This is a genomic window from Hydrogenovibrio sp. SC-1 (genome assembly GCF_002848135.1).
Taxonomy (GTDB): Bacteria; Pseudomonadota; Gammaproteobacteria; order Thiomicrospirales; family Thiomicrospiraceae; genus Hydrogenovibrio.
In genome coordinates this window covers 1-20,354 of record NZ_PKGB01000027.1, presented here as the reverse complement: position 1 = coordinate 20,354, position 20,354 = coordinate 1, and the positions used below count along the sequence as shown (strand labels likewise).

The 20,354-nt window shown below is 42.2% G+C and carries 29 protein-coding genes and 1 tRNA gene; 19 read left to right on the top strand and 11 right to left on the bottom strand.

Annotation, left to right across the window (positions count from 1 at the left end):
• Window positions 1–231 precede the first annotated feature (231 nt).
• Window positions 232–645, bottom strand: coding sequence for a hypothetical protein (locus tag CYQ88_RS10880; protein WP_101841370.1), 414 nt, complete (start codon window positions 643–645; stop codon window positions 232–234).
• Between the two features lie 239 nt (window positions 646–884).
• On the opposite strand from CYQ88_RS10880, the gene CYQ88_RS10875 reads away from it, so the two are divergent.
• The 18 genes from CYQ88_RS10875 to CYQ88_RS11545 all read left to right on the top strand — a co-directional run bounded on the left by CYQ88_RS10875 (window position 885) and on the right by CYQ88_RS11545 (window position 9,393).
• Window positions 885–1,361 (top strand): hypothetical protein, encoded by a 477-nt coding sequence (locus CYQ88_RS10875; protein ID WP_101841369.1) that lies wholly within the window; start codon window positions 885–887, stop codon window positions 1,359–1,361.
• A 3-nt stretch (window positions 1,362–1,364) separates the two neighbouring features.
• Window positions 1,365–3,227 carry a replication endonuclease gene (locus CYQ88_RS10870; RefSeq protein ID WP_101841368.1) on the top strand — a complete coding sequence of 621 codons (1,863 nt, stop codon included), beginning with the start codon at window positions 1,365–1,367 and terminating at the stop codon, window positions 3,225–3,227.
• Window positions 3,224–3,445, top strand: a complete 222-nt coding sequence (locus CYQ88_RS10865) for a hypothetical protein (protein WP_101841367.1) — start codon at window positions 3,224–3,226, stop codon at window positions 3,443–3,445. The genes CYQ88_RS10870 and CYQ88_RS10865 overlap by 4 nt, the downstream gene beginning before the upstream one ends.
• Complete coding sequence (locus CYQ88_RS10860) at window positions 3,442–3,723, top strand: hypothetical protein (RefSeq protein WP_101841366.1); 282 nt, start codon at window positions 3,442–3,444, stop codon at window positions 3,721–3,723. The genes CYQ88_RS10865 and CYQ88_RS10860 overlap by 4 nt, the downstream gene beginning before the upstream one ends.
• On the top strand, window positions 3,708–4,199 hold the full coding sequence (locus tag CYQ88_RS10855) for a hypothetical protein (protein ID WP_101841365.1): 492 nt from the start codon (window positions 3,708–3,710) through the stop codon (window positions 4,197–4,199). The genes CYQ88_RS10860 and CYQ88_RS10855 overlap by 16 nt, the downstream gene beginning before the upstream one ends.
• Entirely contained in the window at window positions 4,199–4,819 is a 621-nt protein-coding gene (locus tag CYQ88_RS10850) for an ATP-binding protein (RefSeq protein ID WP_101841364.1), read from the top strand. Before CYQ88_RS10855 ends, CYQ88_RS10850 begins: the two co-directional genes overlap by 1 nt.
• A gap of 235 nt (window positions 4,820–5,054) precedes the next feature.
• On the top strand, window positions 5,055–5,843 hold the full coding sequence (locus CYQ88_RS10845) for a major capsid protein P2 (RefSeq protein ID WP_101841363.1): 789 nt from the start codon (window positions 5,055–5,057) through the stop codon (window positions 5,841–5,843).
• Window positions 5,844–5,853: 10 nt separating this feature from the next.
• A complete protein-coding gene (locus CYQ88_RS10840; protein WP_101841362.1) occupies window positions 5,854–6,135 on the top strand; it encodes a hypothetical protein in 282 nt (93 codons plus the stop codon).
• 4 nt (window positions 6,136–6,139) lie between these two features.
• Window positions 6,140–6,370 (top strand): hypothetical protein, encoded by a 231-nt coding sequence (locus CYQ88_RS10835; RefSeq protein WP_101841361.1) that lies wholly within the window; start codon window positions 6,140–6,142, stop codon window positions 6,368–6,370.
• Window positions 6,371–6,377: 7 nt separating this feature from the next.
• Window positions 6,378–6,845: a hypothetical protein gene (locus CYQ88_RS10830; RefSeq protein WP_101841360.1), complete on the top strand. Its 468-nt coding sequence runs from the start codon at window positions 6,378–6,380 to the stop codon at window positions 6,843–6,845.
• Window positions 6,845–7,480: a hypothetical protein gene (locus tag CYQ88_RS10825; protein WP_101841359.1), complete on the top strand. Its 636-nt coding sequence runs from the start codon at window positions 6,845–6,847 to the stop codon at window positions 7,478–7,480. The genes CYQ88_RS10830 and CYQ88_RS10825 overlap by 1 nt, the downstream gene beginning before the upstream one ends.
• Before the next feature lie 15 nt (window positions 7,481–7,495).
• Window positions 7,496–7,894, top strand: a complete 399-nt coding sequence (locus CYQ88_RS10820) for a hypothetical protein (RefSeq protein WP_101841358.1) — start codon at window positions 7,496–7,498, stop codon at window positions 7,892–7,894.
• Window positions 7,895–7,897: 3 nt separating this feature from the next.
• Window positions 7,898–8,209 carry a hypothetical protein gene (locus CYQ88_RS10815; protein ID WP_101841357.1) on the top strand — a complete coding sequence of 104 codons (312 nt, stop codon included), beginning with the start codon at window positions 7,898–7,900 and terminating at the stop codon, window positions 8,207–8,209.
• Window positions 8,209–8,679, top strand: a complete 471-nt coding sequence (locus CYQ88_RS10810; protein WP_101841356.1) for a structural protein — start codon at window positions 8,209–8,211, stop codon at window positions 8,677–8,679. The genes CYQ88_RS10815 and CYQ88_RS10810 overlap by 1 nt, the downstream gene beginning before the upstream one ends.
• Entirely contained in the window at window positions 8,679–8,807 is a 129-nt protein-coding gene (locus CYQ88_RS11685; protein WP_255408788.1) for a hypothetical protein, read from the top strand. The genes CYQ88_RS10810 and CYQ88_RS11685 overlap by 1 nt, the downstream gene beginning before the upstream one ends.
• The gene (locus CYQ88_RS10805; protein ID WP_101841355.1) at window positions 8,807–9,079 is read left to right on the top strand and encodes a hypothetical protein; all 273 of its coding nucleotides are present in this window, start codon (window positions 8,807–8,809) and stop codon (window positions 9,077–9,079) included. Before CYQ88_RS11685 ends, CYQ88_RS10805 begins: the two co-directional genes overlap by 1 nt.
• A gap of 1 nt (window position 9,080) precedes the next feature.
• Entirely contained in the window at window positions 9,081–9,230 is a 150-nt protein-coding gene (locus tag CYQ88_RS11550; protein WP_158236045.1) for a hypothetical protein, read from the top strand.
• Window positions 9,231–9,234: 4 nt separating this feature from the next.
• Window positions 9,235–9,393 (top strand): hypothetical protein, encoded by a 159-nt coding sequence (locus CYQ88_RS11545; RefSeq protein WP_158236044.1) that lies wholly within the window; start codon window positions 9,235–9,237, stop codon window positions 9,391–9,393.
• On the opposite strand, the gene CYQ88_RS10800 is transcribed toward CYQ88_RS11545, so the two are convergent.
• From CYQ88_RS10800 to dusA, 6 genes are all read right to left on the bottom strand, one after another.
• Window positions 9,394–9,771: a hypothetical protein gene (locus CYQ88_RS10800; RefSeq protein ID WP_101841354.1), complete on the bottom strand. Its 378-nt coding sequence runs from the start codon at window positions 9,769–9,771 to the stop codon at window positions 9,394–9,396.
• Between the two features lie 42 nt (window positions 9,772–9,813).
• Entirely contained in the window at window positions 9,814–10,362 is a 549-nt protein-coding gene (locus CYQ88_RS10795; protein WP_101841353.1) for a DNA-binding transcriptional regulator, read from the bottom strand.
• A 261-nt stretch (window positions 10,363–10,623) separates the two neighbouring features.
• Window positions 10,624–10,977, bottom strand: coding sequence for an arsenate reductase (glutaredoxin) (gene arsC / locus CYQ88_RS10790; RefSeq protein ID WP_101841352.1), 354 nt, complete (start codon window positions 10,975–10,977; stop codon window positions 10,624–10,626).
• Window positions 10,978–10,991: 14 nt separating this feature from the next.
• Complete coding sequence (xseB, locus tag CYQ88_RS10785) at window positions 10,992–11,252, bottom strand: exodeoxyribonuclease VII small subunit (protein WP_101841351.1); 261 nt, start codon at window positions 11,250–11,252, stop codon at window positions 10,992–10,994.
• A gap of 18 nt (window positions 11,253–11,270) precedes the next feature.
• Window positions 11,271–12,839: an exodeoxyribonuclease VII large subunit gene (gene xseA, locus CYQ88_RS10780; protein WP_101841350.1), complete on the bottom strand. Its 1,569-nt coding sequence runs from the start codon at window positions 12,837–12,839 to the stop codon at window positions 11,271–11,273.
• Window positions 12,836–13,930, bottom strand: a complete 1,095-nt coding sequence (gene dusA / locus CYQ88_RS10775; protein ID WP_101841349.1) for a tRNA dihydrouridine(20/20a) synthase DusA — start codon at window positions 13,928–13,930, stop codon at window positions 12,836–12,838. Before dusA ends, xseA begins: the two co-directional genes overlap by 4 nt.
• Window positions 13,931–14,231: 301 nt before the next feature.
• Between dusA and CYQ88_RS10770 the strand changes: the two genes are divergently transcribed.
• Complete coding sequence (locus CYQ88_RS10770; protein ID WP_101841348.1) at window positions 14,232–16,412, top strand: bifunctional (p)ppGpp synthetase/guanosine-3',5'-bis(diphosphate) 3'-pyrophosphohydrolase; 2,181 nt, start codon at window positions 14,232–14,234, stop codon at window positions 16,410–16,412.
• 7 nt (window positions 16,413–16,419) lie between these two features.
• Here the strand turns inward: CYQ88_RS10770 and pgl are convergent, their stop codons facing one another.
• The 4 genes from pgl to CYQ88_RS10750 all read right to left on the bottom strand — a co-directional run bounded on the left by pgl (window position 16,420) and on the right by CYQ88_RS10750 (window position 20,298).
• Entirely contained in the window at window positions 16,420–17,109 is a 690-nt protein-coding gene (gene pgl, locus CYQ88_RS10765; RefSeq protein WP_233188878.1) for a 6-phosphogluconolactonase, read from the bottom strand.
• Window positions 17,109–18,590 (bottom strand): glucose-6-phosphate dehydrogenase, encoded by a 1,482-nt coding sequence (zwf, locus tag CYQ88_RS10760; RefSeq protein ID WP_101841347.1) that lies wholly within the window; start codon window positions 18,588–18,590, stop codon window positions 17,109–17,111. Before zwf ends, pgl begins: the two co-directional genes overlap by 1 nt.
• A 2-nt stretch (window positions 18,591–18,592) precedes the next feature.
• Window positions 18,593–20,047 (bottom strand): decarboxylating NADP(+)-dependent phosphogluconate dehydrogenase, encoded by a 1,455-nt coding sequence (gnd, locus tag CYQ88_RS10755; protein ID WP_101841346.1) that lies wholly within the window; start codon window positions 20,045–20,047, stop codon window positions 18,593–18,595.
• 175 nt (window positions 20,048–20,222) lie between these two features.
• Window positions 20,223–20,298: transfer RNA gene (locus tag CYQ88_RS10750), tRNA-Glu, on the bottom strand.
• Window positions 20,299–20,354 lie beyond the last annotated feature (56 nt).

Here is a 20,354-nt window from a genome sequence, read left to right as displayed (position 1 = left end):
CTAGAAGAGCCACCGCAAGCAACAAGGCCGAGTGAAACAAATAAGGTTAAGAATAATGGTATTTTCACGCTTGATTTATTCCTTTCTTAATAAATGCACAACGGGTTTTCTTAGTAAAAAAAGTCAAACCGTGTCTGAATTTATAATTTAGCATAGATTTTCCTATTGGTTTTATAAATCCGTTAAAAGTACGTTTTAACAGAAAAAGTAAGGTAGAGGCCGTGCTTGTAATTACCGAATAAAAAATATAAACTTCGCATAATGTATAGATTGTTCGTACATTGAAAAACTCTTATCAGAAGCCTGGACGGTAGGGCTTTGAACCAGTCCAGCACAAAGCGACACGGTCGCAACCCCTGCAACGGTAGCATTTTTTGCCTTTTTCCAAAAATCCCGCACTTCGTCACTTTTTGCCTTTTCGGCATTGATCGCACCGATGATTTCCATTGGTGGAATTTTTAAATAATTTGCCATTCTGAATGCAACTTCGTCATCGGCTTCACCGTCGTGTTTTGTGTAACGCGTCATTGTGCTAGATGCAACGTCAAGCAGTTTTGAAAGTTGATAGTCGGAAGCTTCTTTGCTGATTGTAGCGCTTAATTTTGTTCTGCACTTCTCTAGGTAAAATTGTGTGATAGTTGCCATTTTTATTCCCTCCCCTCGAGATAAAAAAACCGTTAACGTTAACGGGCATGACTATCATTATCCTGCTTTAAATAAATAAAACAATATCTAGGTATGTCGAGAAATTAAATATTGACTATTCTCGGTATATCGAGTTATTATTTTGACAGTTCTCGGTATATCGAGAATTATCCCCTAGGGGCGGCGACGGTTGCCCCATCTTTTAACGGGGTTATAAGTCATTTCAAAAGGGGTATTTGATGACAAGTCGAGAATTGTTAATAGTAAAGCTTGCTTTAGTCACTTATGCGGCCGCAACGCTGAATAAAAATGATTTTAGTCGTTTAGTCAATTCGCTTGATAAAAGCGCCGACACCAATAGCACCTGCAAGCAAGGCTACAACGTGGGTCAAGATTGCAATTCCTGTATCAACTCTGTCAGTGCAGAAGATAAGGCCAGCACTGATACCAAAAATAATAGTAGTGATATAAACCGAGTACCAAAAAAGACGGTTAGCTCGTTTTTCTTCGGAGTCTTTGACCGTATTAACGTATTTTTAAGCCAGTTTGATAAGCGTTTGGGCGTTATCGGAAAGCCATTTGTTCTCATTTGGTTGTTCGGTTTCGTGGCTTTTTTGGGCTTGTTCTTCGTTCATGATGTTGGCCTTTATGCAAAAGTTGTGGCTGGGATTATTTCAGGTTTTTGGTTTGGTATTTATCTTAGCAGGTTTGGTTAGAAAATGAACGTCGCCTATTCTGAATCCCATCTTTTAACGGTTCGCCGTGAAGCGCAAACACAATCAAAATCCATACTTAATCTAAGCGGGAATCAATGGCAGGCGCAAGAGGGGCAAGTAATGCACCGTTTGGCGGATGCAGGTTTAACCCAATTGAAATGGATTGCGCGAGGTGAAGCGCGTAAATGTAAGCGGATATACAAAGAAGAATTGACGAAAACGGGCGGCGATGAAATGGCGGCCTATGTTGAACTGGAAGTTCATTTAAATATATTGGGAATTGATGAACCCGACGCAGAAACCGTTAACGGAAAAATCATGCGAATGATTTGCCCTAAATGGTGGCGGCGGCGGTTAAGGGTTAAGCAAGCAAGGGCGGCAGAATGTAAGGCCATTGCTAAAAAAGTCGTTAATAAAAACCGTGAATGTTACGCATCAAATGAAACGGTAATGAGACGAAAAGCCCAACGCGGCCAAAATGACAGGGTCCTAGAAAACATAACGGCCATTAATGATATTGGCCAAGAATACACCCTTTACGATTTGGCGCAATTGTCAGTATCTAATCCAACAATTAAACGCGCTGAATTAATGACGCGCATTAAAGGCTTTGAACAGTACGCGAAAAACTGGAGCGATGTAGCCGAATTTTACACGATAACGTGTCCTTCCAAAATGCACCCTTCAAGCCGTAAATATGACGGCACCACCCCAAAGCAAGCACAAGAGCATTTAACAAAGCAATGGGAAAAAATCAGATCAAAGTTAGATCGTAACAATATTGAAATATACGGTTTTCGGGTTGTAGAACCGCACCATGACGGATGCCCTCATTGGCATCTTTTGTTGTTTATGGATGCCACTAAAACCGCTTTTGTGCGTTCTGTAATTAAAGACTACGCATTAGAGGTGGACGGCAAAGAAGCGGGCGCGGAAAAGTACAGATTTAAAGCAGAGCGCATTTTGACGGGAACCAACCCAAAGACAGGGCGGGAATATTCAGCCGCTGGTTATATCGCTAAATACATTTCTAAAGCCATTGATGGATACGGCGTGGACGTTGATTTGTTCGGCAATGATGCGCAAGCGGCCAGCGCAAGAATTGAGGCATGGGCTTCTACTTGGAGTATTCGACAATTTCAGCAGATCGGCGGGGCTTCGGTAACGGTTTGGCGTGAATTGCGCCGCCTACGTGATGAAGAAATAAACGGCAGTGAATTACTAGAGCGGGCGCGGGCTTGTGCTGATGCGGGAGATTGGGCGGGTTATTGTCAATTGAATTGGAATAAAGAAATCCAATTGATGAAAAAAGACCAAGACGGCGAGAAAAACCAATATGGAGAGTTAAAGACTATGAGCATTTACGGGGTTGAAGCGGGTGGTGTTGGTGTTGTAACGCGTCCTTTTCAGTGGGATATAGGCGTTTCAGGTCGTGAAGCGGAGCGCGTCAGCGCGGAGCCTTGGACTCGTGTCAATAACTGTACGGGAAGCCTTTTAGAAGAATTACGCCAGCAGTTCAAAAATGACTATTTAACAATCCATTATCCATGTGTTGAAGCCTTAATGAAGAATGCTGGAGTTTCTGAAAGCGTGGCCGAGCGGTCAGAAATGGGGAAATACATAAAAACCGAGGTGGCGAGCCGCATTGGTGAGGATTGGCACATAGATAAAAGCGTTATTGATCAGTTAAAAGTGCGGTTTGAATCGGTTTATGACTTTGAAACACTTGCGGATGAACTGGAAGACACGGGGCAATCAATCGAACTCATGGACGAATACAGAAAGAACCGATTTGATGAGTTTTTGAGTGAATATTTTTATGACAGGTTCGGGATTTATTTTATTAATGATGAGGTGGTGAAATGAGCGATTATTACGGAATGGATGCGGCTTTTGAAGCCGAGCAAAAACCGTTAACGGAATCAAAACCGTTAACGGAAATGCTTAAAGAAATCGAGCAAAAAATAGATGAAGTGGCGGCGATTAAAAACCCTCTTGTAAAAGCAAATAGAGCGGAAAAAATCGTATTTAAAACGGTGGCTTTGGTGCGTGGAATTGTTGAGCAAATGGAGGGTAAATCATGACAATGAAAACGGATGAAATCAATAAAACAATCGGGCGTATCAAGTGCCCGATTTTGGGCGATATGGCCGAGTTACGGCGCAACAAAAAAGGCAAGCTTTATTATCTAGGCAAGGCAGGAATGATAACGCCTAACAAAACGGATGGTCAGGAATATCTTTTAGATCATGGTCAATTTTTTAATAAGGACGAAATGGAATCATTTAATGATTCTGATACGTCATACGGTCAAAGAGTACCTCAAGAAAGTGAGGGGGGTGATTCATGGATGCCGTTGTAAATGAAACAGCAATAGACGAACAAACACTAAGCGAAATCGAAAGCGATGCCAGCGGCTTTAATGATGCTGGTCAGGGTGAAGGTGATAAAAGTGAATGTTTAGAACCTGAAATTCCAACAAAGGAATTAATCCAACCAATAGTTAATTTTGCAACGGCGGTTATGGCTCCAAACTGGGAAATTCAAGCGGAAGAAAATGAGATGCTTGCGGATGCCTATTCCAGTTTATTAGATAAATATTTTCCTAATGCAATGGGAAATTTTGGGGTTGAATTGAACGCCTTGTTAATAACGGCGGCAGTGTTAACGCCGAGACTTGGCAAGCCAAGATTTGTGGAAGCGGCAAACGATGAAAAAGCCGTTAACGAAAATGAAACCGTTAACGAAAATAAGCCAAAAACAACAGGCAGAAAATTACCCGATGAGTTGGCAATGTTAGAGACAGAACAAACCGTTAACGGTGAAAAGGTGGCGTGATGTCGTTAAAGGTAGATACAAGCTTAAAAGCAAAAATAACGATTGTTACGGGGTCATCAGGAAGCGGAAAAAGTGCTTGGGTTAAACAGCAGATCACAAAGGCAACTCGTTTAGCTGTTTGGGATGTTGATGACGAATACGGCGACATAAGGGGAATTAAAACCTTTTATAACGTCAATGAGTTGGCGGGTGCTTTGCGCCGTTCAAAAGTAGGTAAATTTCGGTTGGTTGGTGAGTTCGGAGATTTTGACCTATTTTGCAAAATCGTTTTCGCGTGGGGGGTGTGTACTTGTGTTATTGAGGAATTGGCAGGCGTAACAACGCCTGCAAAAGCCCCTAAAAACTGGCATACGCTTGTCAGCCGTGGGCGTAAACGTGGCATAACCATTTATGCAATCACACAGAGGCCAAGCGAAAGCGATAAAACCATAATGGGTAACGCTTCAACTTTTCATGCAGGCCGCATGAATAGACAGCAAGACCGCGTTTATATGGCTAAGGAAATGGACATACCAGTTTCGGATATTGCTAATTTAAAGCCGTTGGAGTTTATAGAAAAATATGACGATGGAACAAAGACAGCGGGAATTGTGAGATTTGGGCGCAAAAAATCGGCCTAAATTGTCAATGTTAACGTTAACGAAAAGCCATTGATAACCCTTTGAAAAGTCTATTAAATAGGATTCACGGATTCACAAAAATCCATCAAATAATATTTTTAGAGGGTTAGGAAAAAATGAATAAAACAGCTATGAAAAAATATGCGTTAGTTGGGATTGTCGCCTTGATTGCGGTTGGTATCTCAAATCGTGTACCACAGTTAAAAAAACTTGTTAACGGGTAAGGGGTTTAATTATGCGTAAAACGACAATCATGCCTTCGTTTTCAAATGTTTCAGCAGGTTCAACAGCAACATTGAATATGCCGCTTGGTTTAACGTATGACCAATTAAAGCTTAAATATACAGGCGTTACATTGGCGCAGTTAAAAAACATTGAATTGCTTGCCAATGGTAAAGTTTTTCAGCGTTTTAAAGACGGAGCGACTGTTAAATTTTTAAACGATTATTACGGTCGTTCTGCGGACGTTAACGGGGTTCTAACGCTTTGGTTTGTGCGCCCTGAAATGGATACTCTAGCCGATAAGCGTATGACGGCTTTGGGTACGGCTGATATTCAATCTTTGACGCTTCGTTTTGATATTGATGCGGCGGCGGCGAATCCAGTTGTGAAATCTTGGGCGATTCAATCAGATCAAACGGTTTTCGGTGCTTGCACAAAAATCAAAAATTTCCCGTCTTCGGTGGCGGTTGCAGGATTGCAAGAAATCGACAACATTCCAACCTCTGGGGCGCGGATTGCGGCGATGCACGTTATCAAGGCGGATACATCTGAAATTCAGGTGGACGTTAATTCATTGAAAGCTTTTGAAGCGACAAAAGAAATCGCCGAGCAAATCCAAAAGGATTATAAGCGAGTGCCACAAACAGCAAGCGCAAGCCATATTGATTTTACGCTTGAGGGTGATTTAGCGCAGGCGCTTACAACAAAAGGGCTTCAAGATTTTCGCTTGAAGTTAACGCATGATACAGCGGGTGCGGTAGATGTGATTGTTGAATATTTTGACGGTCTAGCGGGAATTTAAGGGGGTTAATATGAGCCTTTTAGATTCGGGTTTTGATTGGTTCGGACAGCTTGAAAAAGCGGTTAAGGACGTTTCAGCTCAAAAGGCGCAGGGCAAAATGGAAAATGCGCCAGCTTCTCAGGCGCACGTTTTGGGGCAGGTCGAGCAAGTATCGCAACCAAACGCGCAAACATGGACACCGAACGCTAACGTTCAACCGCCACAGCAAACAGGATTTCAAATTAATCCAGTCTATGCGGGTGTAGGTGCTTTGGCGCTTGTTGCCGTGATTGCTTTAGCTGTAAGGGGTTAAAATTATGGTTCCTGGTTTAAGTATGGGGGAGGGGTCTTCCTTTGAGGGTTCATCATCTGCAAGCATGGGCGGCGATACGTTAGGCGCTCAAACGGGGGCAGGTTTTGGGTCGATTAATATCGGCGCAACTGGAAACCCTTGGTTAAAAATGCAGGGCGGGAATGGATTAAATGTTAATACGTTGTTGCTAATCGGTGGCTTTGCCGCCGTTGCTTATCTAGTTATTAAAAAGTAGGTTTAACATGGGCTTTTTTGATTCCGCAACAAGAAAAACGACAAACCTAAATTATGATGCCAGTGTAAGCAATGACATTAAAACGGATAACAGCTATTCAGATGCTTCAAGTTCTGTAAAAGACAGTAACAACACCACCAATACTACAAATAACGATTATCAGATAGATAATTCGCAAACTTTGGACGGCGGTGTAATTTATGACGCCTTTAATTTTTCAGGTGATACGGCTAACGCCGCCTTTGATTTTTCAGCGGATGCAACCGATAAGGCAATTAATGCCAGTGTTGAAGCGTTAAGCATATACAAAGAAATGAATAATAAAAGTTTAACAGCAATGGAAAAGGCAACGAGTACCGCGCTTGATTTTGCGAGTAATTCAACTCGATCCGATTCGGCAATGCTTCAAGACAATGTTTCTAAATATGCGATGTTGGCGGTGGGTGTAATGGTAGTTGCGATGGTGTTTAAGTAATGGAAATTCAACTAATCGAGAATGAAACGCAAACGCTTTATGTAACGGGTAACGCATTCAGAGTTATAGAATCGTCTATACCTGTTATGTGTGAGTTCTATGGTGACGGATTCGCCGAAAAGGTGAGTTTACAACGTGGCATGGCTTATACGTTGGATAAACAATTTAATGAAGTCAGATTAAATTCATCTGAAAATCAGAAAATAGAAATATCAGTAACATTCGGGAAGGTTGATGATAATCGTTTAAGTGGTGTTATCCAAACAAACAAAGCTAATCAACTAGGAGTTGAAACCAAAAAAATCACGATGGTTTCAGGAGTTGAAACGGTTATTTGTGTGGCAAATGCAGGGCGCTATTCAATAAAAATAAAAAATACAGGAGTCGATTCTGTATTAGTCGGCGGTATTGATGTTTCCACTAATGGATGGCTTTTATCAGTTGGTGAAATTTTGGAAATTAATCATGCGAGCGGTGCGGAGCTTTACGGTTTAGCGCCTAATGCAAATTCTGAATTGAGCATGATTGAAGAATATGATCAGTTCGATGGGGTTTCTATTCCTGATGGTGCATTACTAGCAGAAAACGGAGCGCCTTTATACACGGAAAGCGGTGAATATTTATTAATCGAGTAGGTAGGAGAAAAGAAAATGCCTAAAGGTTCACAATTAACAGAAGAGTTGGCTTTGGTGGAAACGGATGAATTAATCCTGATTACGCCTGATGGGTCAAGACGGGTAAACGCGGGAGAGGTTTCATCACTTAAAGCGATTGGGGAAGGTCAGACGGTTCAAGATGTAACCGTTTCGCGTTCGCTAGGTGTGAGTTACACGAATTCAACAGGAAAATCGATTGTCGTTAAAGTAATTGTTACAACAGATACGAGCGGGAATCTTCATGTTTCAAACGGCGGGATTGCAAGTTACACGACTTTAACGCAAGGCACTTGGCGGGAGTGTAGTTTTATTGTTAAAAACGGCGATACGTATAGCGTTTCAGTAGATGCAGGGATTGCAAGCGTTCAAAAGTGGATTGAAACAAGGGCTTAAAAAATGAAATATTTTAAAGATGAAAATAATGATATTTTTGGATTCGACGATCAACAAGTTGCAGCGGGTTTAGTTGCGGGTAATTTGGTTGAGATTGCAATAGATTCATTGGATATTCTTTTGGCACCAACGCCAGCATATATCGCTCAAAGTCGTAAAACTCAAATTAATGAGCGTCTTAAAGCCATAGATTTGGAATCATTGCGCCCACTTCGGGCAGTGGCAAATCAAACAGCGACAGCTTTTGATAATAATAAGCTGGCAGCCCTAAATAATGAAGCGGAAACGCTTCGGGCTGAATTAGCAACTTTGTAATGAAAAATTATCTAATCGGCGGCGCGATTTTAATAGCAGCTTATTGGGGGTATAGAATGAATTTACCGAAAGGGATTCGAAACAACAATCCTGGTAATCTTGAAGCGAACAATATTAATTGGCGTGGAAAAATTGGCGACGATGGGCGTTTTGTTATTTTCGATAAAATGGAAAATGGCGTTCGGGCTATGACGCTTGATATTACGGGAGACTTCTATAAAGACGGAAACCGAACGGTTAGAGGTTTGATAACGGAATATGCGCCTGGTCATGAAAATAATGTGGAAGCGTATGTTAATCATGTTTCATCAAAAATGGGGGTAAATCCAGATGAATTTTTAACAGATTTAAAGCCATATTTAAATGACATGATCGCGGCAATGATTCTGCATGAAAACGGCAGAGAGATTGCAGATTATGATTTGATGCGCGGGATTCAATCGGCTATGGAATATCGAGGGATTGCATAATGCAAGCTACGCTTAAACAGGTCTGCATGATGGTCGCGGCTGGTGTGATAACTGCAATTATTTTGCAACGGATGCGAATGCCAACGCCGCCGCCAGTGGCAGATAATCGTAACGGGTTGGGTTGGTAATGACTAAAAACCAAATGATGATTGCCGCCGCCGTTGCAGGTGTCGCGGTGGTTTATTTAATTGGTGTCCGTGGCATTGCAAGGGGAGCAAGCCGAGCGGCGGTTGATGCGGTTGCAGGTGTGGCAGAGGGCGCAGTTTATGGCGCTAGTGACTTTGTGGGGCTTCAAAACCCTGATAAAACACAATGCCAAATCGACAAAGAAAATGGCGATACATGGGCGGCTAGTTTTTCCTGTCCAGTTGGCGATTTTATAAAATTATTAGGGAGTTGATATGAAAAATAAAAAAACGTGGTTAGGTTGGGTAGTGGCCTTGGCAATTATGGGCGGCGGTACTTATTTAGGGGTGAACCCCGCTATTTTATCGCCCGTGGCGGATTCGGTCGCTATTGCGGTTCAAGAAAGCACAACGCTAGACGACTAAGCTAATGACAGAATTAAACCTTATTGAGTATCTATCAACGGGCGGCGATGCCGCCACAGTTGGCCTAATATATCTCGTTTATCGACAATCGACAATCATGCAGGAAATGCGTGAGAAGATTATTAAGCTAGAAACCGAGATAGAAGCCTATATTAAACGCTGATTATTGTTTAATAACGGTATTACCGGTTCCAGTTTCTTGTAATGAATAACTGGCATCTTTATCCATGTAAATAGTGTTACTAACGCCGGAAGACTCAATAGAATTGATGACGGTTCCTTTCTCGATATAAATCACATTACTAACGCCGCTTATTTCAAAACTATCAATGCTATTAGTAGATTTGATCGTGACAGTGTTAGAAGTGCCGCTGAGAGTTAAATCAAATTGTGATGATTCGCTGATTGTTTGTGTAGATCCAGTGCTTGAAACAACAACTTCCTTAAGTTGGGATTCGGTTTCGCCAGTATTTGAATCAGAACCGCCGCCGCAAGCAACAAGGCCGGACGATAAAAGAGCGATTAAAAATAGTTTTTTCATGTAGTGAAATCCTTTTATTGCAATAAAAAATAAGTCAAATAGCTAGTTTGACTTGAACAAATTTAACACTTTTCCAGTTTTCAAACCAGTTTCATGGGCTTTCATTCGTGATTTAATCTCATTTAATTCTGTAAAGCGGGTAACAAGTATTTGGTGTTCTGCGCTAAGGGTATTGTATTTGGTGGTTATGGCCGACAATTCAGCAGAAAGGGCGCGTATTTGTTGTTCTAGTTGTCTATGTACAAGGCTGTATTGACTATTCATATCTAACGGACTCATTCTTGTATGCTTAAAATAAGGGCTTGAAAGCTTTTGATCGTGGCGAAAAATGCGGGAATCCGACCAGGCCTGGCCAAAAATTGACAGATCAGCACATAACAAACGTAATAAAATTTCATACCATGCGGGCGGCTTTGATTTACCAGGCCAAGCGGATTCGTATTTGCGTATAGTGTGAGGGCTTAAACCGATTTGAGCCGACAATTCAGCACGATTTAAACCCATTTCAAGCCGTAACGATTTTAAATAAACGTGATAAGGGTCAAGCTTTAATTTGTCTAGCCATTCGTTGCGAAATTTGTGATTTAACATTTAAAACGCTCCTTAGTTAATCCGCAAAATTACGGAATCAACTAAAAAGCAAAACGATTGCCGCGGCTAAAATTCCCAAACAAAAACACAAAGATGAACTTCGCATAATGTATATTATGTTAAATTCAATATAAACCTCAAAAAGGCAAAATGACAGAGGCGCACGCCTCTGCCTAAGTTGATAATTTTTCTTCTAACGTTTAATAAAAAATGACCAGGCCTGGTCATTTTTGAATGACAAAGGATTGGTTTAGTTGAAAGTTATAGAATGGATAACACTTTTTCTGGTGGTCGACCGATCACGACTTGCTCACAAACTCTAACGATGGGTCTTTCAATTAACTTAGGGTTATCCACCAAGATTGAAAGCCATTCTATTCTCGACTTAGGATCGGTTATTGATAAGCCGAGTTCTTTAAACAAACTTTCTCCTGTTCGAATCAACTGCTGAGGCTCAATTGCCATCGCTTGGCACAAGGCGCCTAATTCATCTCGCGTTGGCGGCGTTTCTAAATAACGTATTTCATGTATTGAAATGCCTTGGTCTTGCAGGATTTGTAAGGTTTTTCGGCTTTTAGAGCAGCGAGGATTGTGATATATAGTGGCTTGTGTCATAAAATTAATTCCCTTTAAAACAGCCTATCGGTTGTCTCTTCATTACTTGATGAAGGTTCATTGGTTTCTTTTTCTGGGTCCAATCGCTTATTCAATGCTGCTTCAACAGCCTCAATTCTGGATTGGCAAAGTTGATAGGCTCGGGTCGCTTCATCTACCATTGGCACCAGTTCATCAATATCAATCTCTTCTGAATGCGAGAGTTTTTGAGCGATCTCTTGAAGTTTTGCGTAATTTTTTTGATAACTTTCATTGCTGTTTTTAGTGGTTGCCATAAAGGTTGTCCTATTTATTTAATGATTATCAATGGGGATGGCTTTCAGGGTGCCATCACTAAAGGTTATTTCAATTTGAGCCTGTTGCTGAGCTTTTTGCGCCGATTTGATTGGAATGCCCTGCTTGTCTTTAACAATGGCAAATCCACGGTTTAATTGTGTTTTCGGGCCTGAACTTAAAATGAATTGTATCCACTGTTTGTTCTTTTGCTTGGCTTGCGCAACCAAGTTAAATGGTGTTTGTTTAAGTGTTTGTTCAAAGTGTATTAATTGCTGTTTTTGTAAATTCAAGGTGCCATGAACTTGATAGTGAATATTTTGATTAAGTTGAGACAGTTGATGTTTTTGCTTTTCTAACAAAGCAAAGCTTTGACGCTGTATCTGAAAGTTGACAGGACTTAAGTGCTGCTTCAATGCCTCAGTGATCGCTAAACTTTGATTTTGCACGGTTCTTTCAAAGTTGTGTAAGGATTGCTTTTGCTGTTCAATGTAGAGCCGACTGGCACTTTCAATCAGCGTCCAGTGCTGTTGAGCCTTTTGCGCTTGATTAAAAATGGTATGACGAATGCCGGCAATCACTTTACTGGGCGTATCGAAACGCTGGCAAGCGACTTCATCCAATAGGGTTGAATCGCGTTCATGTCCAATGCCTGTTAAGACTGGAACGGGGGCTTGTGCAATGTGTTTGGCCAGACTATAAAGGTTTAACGGGTTTAAATCGAGTTTTGCACCACCGCCTCGGATAATAATTAAAGCATCAAACGGTTCGATTTGATGGAGTCCGTTAAAGGCATCAAATGCGGCCACCATTTCGGTTTCAACTTTATCACCTTGGAAGGCACTGTAGAAATATTTAAAGTCACACAACTGACTTGCTTGTAGCAAGTCGGCATCCGCACGAAAATCACCCAAGCCTGCTGCATTAGGCGGAGCAATAACTGCAATGCGAAAAAAGTCCTCAGGTAAGGAGCGTGCTTTATTTAAGTCGTAAAGCTTTTCTGTGATTAGTTGTTGACGAATTTTATTGAGATTGGCTTCAATTTCACCCAGCGTAAAACTCGGATCTAAATCTTGAACAACCAGAGAAAAGCCAAATTTTTCGTGAAAACTGACCTCGGCTAATAACAGAACCTTCTGCCCTACTTGTAATTCTGAACCGGTTTCCAAGGCAAAGCGCTCCAATAAGCGTTTGGCTTGGCTTTGCCAAATCATGGCGCGGCAGGTGGCGATAGGCTGCCCTGATTCTGCTGTTTCGGATAACTCAAGATAGAAATGTCCTCGTCGTTCGTTTAAGTTAGCCACTTCGGCTTTAACCCAAACCCCGCCCGGAAAAGCTTGTCGTAAGGCACCCTGAACTTGTGTCATTAATTGGGAAAGGGACACTCCTTTTTGCTGGTCATTAGCCGGAATCGCATTAGACGACAAGGTCGATTCAGTAATGGTTGATAGCGGAAGCCACTTTGAAAATGGAGCCAAATCAGCTTCCAGTTCATCCGGTACATACCATTTTTTTTCAAGCGGATTCCAGCGTGCGCCAACGGATTTAGCCGCTTCTTTTTCAGCAAAAGGCACCTCTAAAAGTATCATTGAACTCGGTCTTCCATGCGTTGAATTTCAGTTGAAACAAGCTGGTAAGCTTGTTGTATAACGGCTATTCCTGCACCGGGTTTAAACGCATTTTCTGAAATATGACGTCGCCATTTTCGCCCGCCTGGTTGCCCAGAAAAGAGACCTAACAGATGCCGGCTGATATGATTGAGCTTGCCGCCTTTTGATAAGTGGTTTTCAATATAAGGATACATTTTTTCCAATACCGCTTCACGACTGTCGATAGGTGACGGTTCATCATAATAAAGTGGATCGACCTGCGTCAATAAATATGGGTTTTCATAGATCGCCCTACCCAGCATAACGCCATCCACAGCTTCCAAGCTTTCACCCTGTTGGTTTTGACTTGAATTTAAAAATTCTAACCCCAGTTGCGGTGAAAGGATGCCGCCATTAACGGCAATTGTGAGGTGTGGAAATCGCATTTTTATTTGCCGAACCCAGTCGTAATTCAACGGCGGAATGTCTCGATTTTGCTTTGGGGACAATCCTTGAAGCCAGGCCTTACGAGCATGGATAATGACGCCATCCACTCCTGCTTCGTCGATCGCTGAAATAAAAGCTGCCAGTGTTTCAAAATCTTCCTGATCATCAATACCAATTCGCGTTTTAACGGTCACCGGAATATTTTTTACCGCCGCTTTCATGGCTCTAACCGCATCGGCAACCATTTTTGGGTGTGCCATTAAACAGGCACCGATCATATTGTTTTGAACACGATCAGATGGACAACCGACATTTAAGTTAATTTCATTGTAGCCCCACGCCTCACCGAGTTTCGCACATTGCGCTAAGGCTTCTGGATCAGAGCCGCCCAATTGTAAGACCACAGGCGAGTCCAATTCTGAGTGCCCTAAAAATCGTTCTAAATCATTGCCATACAGTATAGCGCCTGTGGTAACCATTTCTGAATACAGCCAAGCATGTTGTGTTAAGTAACGATGGAAAACACGACAATGACGATCGGTCCATTCCAACATCGGCGCAACGGAGAATCCTGACGCACTATTGAAGGATATTTTGGGAGTGGTTGTAGCTGAGTTTGAATAAATGTTTGTTTTTTTTGGCATTTTGGTGGTACTGAAACTGGATAAATAAATGAGACATTGGATTAAAGGCTATTTTACACGCTTCCTAATCCCATTTGAGTCAAACAGGTCAGTTTTGTTTTCTCTCTAATGATTAGACAAGCTCGTCGCAGCAATCGGAATTTCGACAAATATTGAGTTTCTTGGGTTTGACAAAAATCTTGAATAAACCTAAATAAACCTATTTGAATCGTTTTACGGCTCATCTTAAAACAACTGCAAACAAAAATTCATTTCGCTTAAAATAGTTTTTTATCGTATTTTAGATTTATAAGGCTGTTAAATGAACGCTGTTCAATCCGTTTACTCAAAAATATTTTCTACGCACCCGCAAGATGCTTTGGCCTTGAAAGCCTGTGAAATTGCGGTTGAAGTGAGCCATGAGCCTCATGAGCGCTTCGTAAAAAGTATTGATGTAGCGGTTATTCTAGCGGATTTGAAGTTAGACAGGGACACACTCATTGCCACTTTGCTCAGTGATATGGCTTTAGAAGTTGACTATGGATTTGAACAAATCAAAGCGGCATTTGGAAAGAATATCGCTGAACTGGTTGAAGGCATTCGTCGACTCAATCATTTTAAAGACTTCCGATCAAATCGTATTTCCAATGAAGAACAGACCGAGCGCATGCGACAAATGCTCCTGGCAATGGTTTCAGATATTCGCATTATGATTGTCAAGCTGGCATATCGGGTGGCTCGGTTACGTTTGCTTAAACATGAACCCGAAACTGTTCGTCAACAAATTGCCTACGAAACGCAGTTAATTTTTGCGCCGCTTGCAAACCGTTTGGGTATTGCGCAACTCAAATGGGAGTTGGAAGACTTATCATTTCGTTTCCTACAACCCGATACCTATCAAGAAGTCGCCCGTCAACTGGATGCCAACCGTAAAGGCCGTGAAGCTTATATTGAAAAGGTTATTCATACCTTAAAAGAGATGATGCAACAGAGCGGCATAGATTTTCATATTTCAGGCCGTCCTAAGCATATTTATAGTATCTGGAAAAAAATGTACCGTAAAAAAGTGCCGATTGATGAACTCTATGACTTAAGAGCCGTTCGGATTTATGTTGATACGGTGCAACAATGTTATGAAGTATTAGGCCTGATTCACAGTCGGTGGTCTTATATTCGTGAAGAATTTGATGACTATATTGCTAGCCCAAAAGAAAATGGCTATCAATCCATTCATACCGTTATTGTGGGTGCTGAAGATAAACCGGTTGAAGTGCAAATTCGGACTTATGAAATGCATCATCATGCCGAATTTGGTGTTGCCGCCCATTGGCGTTATAAAGAAGGTGGTAAGAAGCTCGATCCAAGCTTAGAGAATAGCATCAACTTAGTTAGACAAATGCTTGAATATAATGACAATCCGGATTTGTTAAATGAGATTAGCACCGAATTGTTAAGTGAGCATATTTATGTCATTACACCAGAAGATGATATTGTCACCCTGAGCCAAGATGCTACGCCTTTAGACTTTGCTTATCAGATTCATACTGAGCTGGGTCACCGTTGTCGTGGGGCCAAAATTAACGGTAAAATCATGCCGTTAACGACTCGACTGAAGACCGGCGACCGAGTGGAAATCTTAGCCCTTAAGACTGGGAGTCCCAATCGAAATTGGCTTAATCCAAATTTAAAATATTTGGGTAACAGCCGCTCCAGAGCGAAAGTTAGGCACTGGTTTAATCAGCAAAATAGAGAGTCCAATATTGAAGCGGGAGAGGCGCTTTTCATTAAAGAAGCGAAACGATTGCATGCAAAAGAACTCCCTATCGCTTTAATGATTGAACGCTTTAAAATGGACTCTGAAGAAGCCTTTTATGAAGCACTTGGAAAAGGCAAAATTAATGAACGTCAACTAGCCGATGCCATCCAAAAATGGATTAACCCCAGCTTAAAATCGTCGCGCAGCATAAAACCGTCAGTATCCATAACGGGTGAAGCCTCTCGCCGTACAGAAAGTTCGCCTTTCGTTATCGGTTCGCCGCAATTAAAGACCCAATTGGCTCCTTGTTGTAACCCTGTTTCCCAAGACGACATTGTTGGCTATGTGACGCGTGGTCGTGGTGTGACGATTCATCGACAAGATTGTGCCAATATTTTGAATTTAACCGATGAGGAGCAAAGACGTCTAATCGAGGTGGCATGGACAGGCGAATTCAATGATGCTGAAGGAAAATCAGAAGCCGATACCATTGATGCCTCGTTGAACTTACTGGCCTTTGATCGTAAGGGATTATTAAGAGACGTTATGATGGTTCTGACCGATTGGGATATTAACTTAATTCATTCAGACACCCATACGGATAAAACGGATGGGACTGTCTCGATGACGATGGATATTGAGTTAGATGCCCATAGTAATATTGGTGCTTTTTTGGATCAATTAGAGCAGGTGAAAAATATTGTTTCAACGTCGATCAATTTGAATCAGAAGCCATCTGCCGTTTAAAAAAAATTTAAAGCGCGTTTGAGTCGATATATACCCAAGTCTGCTGACCTTCAACGTGTTGTATTGGCATGTCTGCTGACTGATTTAGCCAAGCTTTGACCGCCTCCCTTTTATTTTGACCAGTAATGATTTTAAAAACGGTTTTGGCTTTGCCCAATCGTTCATAAGATAAGCTAACTCGGTGTGACGGCGGTTTCGGGGATCGTGTTTCAGTGACCACCGATTGGTTTGATGGATAATGGTGTCCTGGAAATAAACTAGCTGTATGACCATCTTCGCCCATACCCAATAACACCACATCAAATAACGCGATACTATCAACGAGTTGCTGATAAGAATGTGCGGCCAAAGTTCCCCCCAGTTCGGCGGGAATAAGATGAATATTCTCGGCAGGAATTTTGCCAAAATATAACCAGGCCTGGGTTAAAGCAACACTATTGCGGTCTTTATCATCGGTTGGTAAACAGCGTTCATCACCTATATAAATATGCCATTTTGACCAGTCAGCATCCTGTTGTGACAGTCGCTCATAACACTTCTGGGGCGTTGTGCCCCCGGCGGTGACCAATGTGAAAATCCCCTTTTCATCAATGGCTTGTTGTGCCAAGCTCAAAAGCTTGTTAACCAGAGCTTCAGTCACGTCTTCTGCTGAGTCAAACACCAGCCAATTTTTGGGCAAGCTATTAATTTCAACCATTATTTTCTCTCTGGGTGAATATAGTAGCGCCAATCCTGCTCGGAAGAATCAAATAATTTACTGGCGCCTTTTGGCCCCCAGGTGCCAGAAGGATAGGTATCAATATAAGTGGTTTCCGTACTCCATACATCAATAATCGGATCAACGACCTTCCAAGCCGCTTTCACTTCATCATAGCGTAAAAATAATGATCGATCCCCTTTCACCACATCAAGCAACAACTCTTCGTAGGCATCATTTGAGTCCATATCATCCGGTTTAAGCGCTGCGTCTAAACGAATCTGTTGGGTATTCATTTCCAGGCCTGGTTGTTTTGCCAACATTTCAACCTTAATGGTCTCATCAGGCTGAATACCAAATACAATCCAGTTAGGTTGCATCTTCTCAACCTGAGAATCGCGAAAAAACTGCTTAGGGGCATGTTTAAAACAAATGGAAACCATGGTTTTGGTTTTGGGCATGTTTTTACCGGTTTGTATGTAAAAAGGTACCCCTGCCCATCGCCAGTTCTCAATATACAGTTTTAGTGCCGCATAGGTTTCGGTGACACTGTCCGGTGCAACTCCAGGTTCATCAAGGTATCCCGGAACAGGCTGTCCATTGAGTTCTCCAGCAGTATACTGTGCTCTATAAGATTGAGCCTTAGCATTCTTCTTTGAGATTGGCCGAATGGACTTCAGCAGCTTAACCTTTTCATCTCGCAAGTCTTCGGCATCCATTGATGCCGGAGGTTCCATTGCGACTAAGGCCAGTAATTGCAACAAATGACTTTGAATCATGTCTCTCATGGCGCCACTGGTATCATAATAGCCTGCACGCGTGCCAATTGGTCGGTCTTCCGCATGAGTAATCTGAATATGGTCAATAAAATTACGGTTCCATAAAGGCTCCATCAATAAATTTGCAAATCGGAACACCATAATATTTTGGACCATTCCTTTACCAAGGTAATGATCAATACGGTAAATTTGTTCTTCTTCAAGGTATTTGTTGAGTGAAATCTGTAGGTGTTTAGCACTTTCCGTATCGTAGCCAAAAGGTTTCTCCAGAACCACGCGCTTCCAACCATTATTTTCCTTAAGCATGCCCGCTTCACCCAAATTTCGGATGGCCTTGCCATAACTATTGGGGCTTAACGATAAGTAATAAGCAATGTTATTCGGCCAGTCTGAATCTTGAATTTTTTGTTGTAAATGGCTGTACGCAGCGGGATCTTCTACATCCATTTCACAATAGTCTAATCGATCACAGAAGCGTTCGAAGACCACCTCATTTAATCCACCCCGCGCAATGGGCGAGACGGCATTTCTAACGGTTTCTAACCATTGTTGGCGATCCCAAGGACGACGCCCAATGGCTAAGATACGAAGTTTGTCATCTAGGCGGTTAATTTCTTCCAGATGATAAAAACTGGGCATCAGCTTGGTAAGCGACAAATTACCAGTGGCACCAAAAACAACATAAGTACAAGCCAATGACATGATTAAACCTCGTAAGTGCTAGAGCTAATATGGCCGCCAGAAGCGATCCAATCAGTGTGGAAAAACTCTCCTCTGGGCGCATCTACTCTTTCATACGTGTGGGCACCAAAATAATCTCGTTGTGCTTGCAATAAATTTGCCGGAGAAGATGCTGTACGATAGCCATCAAAAAACGCCAGTGCAGAATTTAATGCGGGCGTTGCAATTTGCGATTGAATCGCAAATATAACCGCTTTTCGCCAGTTCGATTCTGCACCTTTAATCGCTTTTTCAAAAAAGGGAGCGTTGAGTAGATTGTTCAGTTGAGGGTCTTGATCATAGGCTTGTTTGATTTCACTCAAGAAAGTACTACGGATAATACAGCCACCACGCCACATCAAGGCAATGCCGCCATAGTTCAAATCCCACTCATAGGTTTTTGCTGCCTCAGACATCAACATATAGCCCTGCGTATAGGAAATGATTTTAGAAGCATAAAGCGCATCATGGATCGCTGATAACATTGATTGAATGTCACTATCCGATAGTGCTATTTGAGAGGATTTTGGATAGCGATCGGCGGCAGCAACTCTTTGCTGTTTTAACGAGGACAAACACCGGGCGTAGACCGATTCAGAAATTAACGTTAACGGTGTTCCCAGTTCTAACGAACTGATTCCCGTCCATTTACCCGTGCCCTTTTGCCCTGCCGCATCTAAAACCTTATCAACGAGCGGCAGACCATCTTTGTCCTTGAACCGAAGGATCTCGGCGGTAATTTCAATTAAGTAAGAATCGAGTACGCCTTGATTCCATTTTTTAAAGACTTCATGGCAGGCGTCTGCACTCAAGCCTAATCCAAATCGCATTAATTGATACGCTTCTGAAATGAGTTGCATATCGCCATATTCAATGCCATTATGCACCATCTTGACATAGTGACCCGCACCATCTTGGCCCACCCAATCACAGCACGGCATGCCATCTGCTTGCGCAGCAATTGCTTGGAAAATGGGGCGAATGGCGGGCCAAGCATCTGGGTTTCCACCTGGCATAATCGACGGCCCAGTTCTTGCGCCTTCTTCACCACCTGAAACGCCGGTGCCAATAAATAAAATGCCCTTTTCTTTCAGTGCTTGTGTCCGTCGAATAGAGTCAGTGTATAAAGAGTTTCCGCCATCAATAATCATATCGCCGTTAGATAACAGAGGAACCAGTTGGTCTATAAAGTAATCAACCACTTCCCCAGCCTTGACCATTAACATGACTTTTCGGGGTTGTTGCAGACTGCTGACAAACGTTTGAAGTGTGTCGGCTCCGGTTATCGGGCGATCTTCAACTCGGGTGTTAATAAAGGCTTCGGTTTTGTCATAAGAACGATTGTAGACACAGACTTGAAATCCATGATCTGCCATATTTAAAACTAAATTTTGCCCCATAACGGCAAGACCAATAACACCGATATCTGCTTGATTCATAGCATCTCCAAAAAATGTAAGCGAAAGCAACTTGAATAATATAGTTTAACCAAGTTTTCGTGATGGGTTTGAAATGTTTATGACGAACCAAGCAAGAAATGCACCTGCTGTCATAGGATGATGCTTCAAAAAGAAAAAAAGCCCGATTAGCCTGGGCTAAACGAGCTTTTAGAATTGGCGTCCCGTAGGGGAGTCGAACCCCTGTTACCGCCGTGAAAGGGCGGTGTCCTAGGCCTCTAGACGAACGGGACAAGTTGTGAATGACTTGTCATTCGGCTTGTATTTCAACAAGCAACGAATCTCATTG